Below are 2,615 nucleotides of genomic sequence, written 5' to 3' on the forward strand. Positions count from 1 at the left end.
TGTGAGCTCGATGAGTAGGGCGGGACACGTGGTATCCTGTCTGAATATGGGGGGACCATCCTCCAAGGCTAAATACTCCTGACTGACCGATAGTGAACCAGTACCGTGAGGGAAAGGCGAAAAGAACCCCGGCGAGGGGAGTGAAAAAGAACCTGAAACCGTGTACGTACAAGCAGTGGGAGCACCTTCGTGGTGTGACTGCGTACCTTTTGTATAATGGGTCAGCGACTTATATTCTGTAGCAAGGTTAACCGAATAGGGGAGCCGAAGGGAAACCGAGTCTTAACTGGGCGTTAAGTTGCAGGGTATAGACCCGAAACCCGGTGATCTAGCCATGGGCAGGTTGAAGGTTGGGTAACACTAACTGGAGGACCGAACCGACTAATGTTGAAAAATTAGCGGATGACTTGTGGCTGGGGGTGAAAGGCCAATCAAACCGGGAGATAGCTGGTTCTCCCCGAAAGCTATTTAGGTAGCGCCTCGTGAATTCATCTCCGGGGGTAGAGCACTGTTTCGGCTAGGGGGCCATCCCGGCTTACCAACCCGATGCAAACTACGAATACCGGAGAATGTTATCACGGGAGACACACGGCGGGTGCTAACGTCCGTCGTGAAGAGGGAAACAACCCAGACCGCCAGCTAAGGTCCCAAAGTCATGGTTAAGTGGGAAACGATGTGGGAAGGCACAGACAGCCAGGATGTTGGCTTAGAAGCAGCCATCATTTAAAGAAAGCGTAATAGCTCACTGGTCGAGTCGGCCTGCGCGGAAGATGTAACGGGGCTAAACCATGCACCGAAGCTGCGGCAGCGACACTAAGTGTTGTTGGGTAGGGGAGCGTTCTGTAAGCCTGCGAAGGTGTGCTGTGAGGCATGCTGGAGGTATCAGAAGTGCGAATGCTGACATAAGTAACGATAAAGCGGGTGAAAAGCCCGCTCGCCGGAAGACCAAGGGTTCCTGTCCAACGTTAATCGGGGCAGGGTGAGTCGACCCCTAAGGCGAGGCCGAAAGGCGTAGTCGATGGGAAACAGGTTAATATTCCTGTACTTGGTGTTACTGCGAAGGGGGGACGGAGAAGGCTATGTTAGCCGGGCGACGGTTGTCCCGGTTTAAGCATGTAGGCTGATTATCCAGGCAAATCCGGATAATCAAGGCTGAGGTGTGATGACGAGTCACTACGGTGATGAAGTAACAAATGCCCTGCTTCCAGGAAAAGCCTCTAAGCATCAGGTAACATCAAATCGTACCCCAAACCGACACAGGTGGTCAGGTAGAGAATACCAAGGCGCTTGAGAGAACTCGGGTGAAGGAACTAGGCAAAATGGTGCCGTAACTTCGGGAGAAGGCACGCTGATATGTAGGTGAAGTCCCTGCGGACGGAGCTGAAATCAGTCGAAGATACCAGCTGGCTGCAACTGTTTATTAAAAACACAGCACTGTGCAAACACGAAAGTGGACGTATACGGTGTGACGCCTGCCCGGTGCCGGAAGGTTAATTGATGGGGTTATCCGTAAGGAGAAGCTCTTGATCGAAGCCCCGGTAAACGGCGGCCGTAACTATAACGGTCCTAAGGTAGCGAAATTCCTTGTCGGGTAAGTTCCGACCTGCACGAATGGCGTAATGATGGCCAGGCTGTCTCCACCCGAGACTCAGTGAAATTGAACTCGCTGTGAAGATGCAGTGTACCCGCGGCAAGACGGAAAGACCCCGTGAACCTTTACTATAGCTTGACACTGAACATTGAGCCTTGATGTGTAGGATAGGTGGGAGGCTTTGAAGTGTGGACGCCAGTCTGCATGGAGCCAACCTTGAAATACCACCCTTTAATGTTTGATGTTCTAACGTGGACCCGTGATCCGGGTTGCGGACAGTGTCTGGTGGGTAGTTTGACTGGGGCGGTCTCCTCCCAAAGAGTAACGGAGGAGCACGAAGGTTGGCTAATCCTGGTCGGACATCAGGAGGTTAGTGCAATGGCATAAGCCAGCTTGACTGCGAGCGTGACGGCGCGAGCAGGTGCGAAAGCAGGTCATAGTGATCCGGTGGTTCTGAATGGAAGGGCCATCGCTCAACGGATAAAAGGTACTCCGGGGATAACAGGCTGATACCGCCCAAGAGTTCATATCGACGGCGGTGTTTGGCACCTCGATGTCGGCTCATCACATCCTGGGGCTGAAGTAGGTCCCAAGGGTATGGCTGTTCGCCATTTAAAGTGGTACGCGAGCTGGGTTTAGAACGTCGTGAGACAGTTCGGTCCCTATCTGCCGTGGGCGCTGGAAGATTGAGGGGGGCTGCTCCTAGTACGAGAGGACCGGAGTGGACGCATCACTGGTGTTCGGGTTGTCATGCCAATGGCATTGCCCGGTAGCTACATGCGGAAGAGATAAGTGCTGAAAGCATCTAAGCACGAAACTTGCCCCGAGATGAGTCTTCCCTTGTCCTTTAAGGACACTAAAGGAACGTTGAAGACGACGACGTTGATAGGCCGGGTGTGTAAGCGCAGCGATGCGTTGAGCTAACCGGTACTAATGAACCGTGAGGCTTAACCTTACAACGCCGAAGATGTTTTGGCGGATTTGAGAGATTTTCAGCTTGGATTACAGATTACATCAGAACGCA

General features: G+C 52.7%; 1 rRNA gene. It reads left to right on the forward strand.

What is annotated here, in order from left to right:
• Positions 1 to 2,546, forward strand: a 23S ribosomal RNA gene (locus L2097_RS25055); the annotation flags it as partial.
• Between the last annotated feature and the right edge of the window lie 69 nt (positions 2,547 to 2,615).

This window comes from Citrobacter sp. MNAZ 1397, assembly GCF_023613995.1.
Classification (GTDB): Bacteria; Pseudomonadota; Gammaproteobacteria; order Enterobacterales; family Enterobacteriaceae; genus Phytobacter; species Phytobacter ursingii.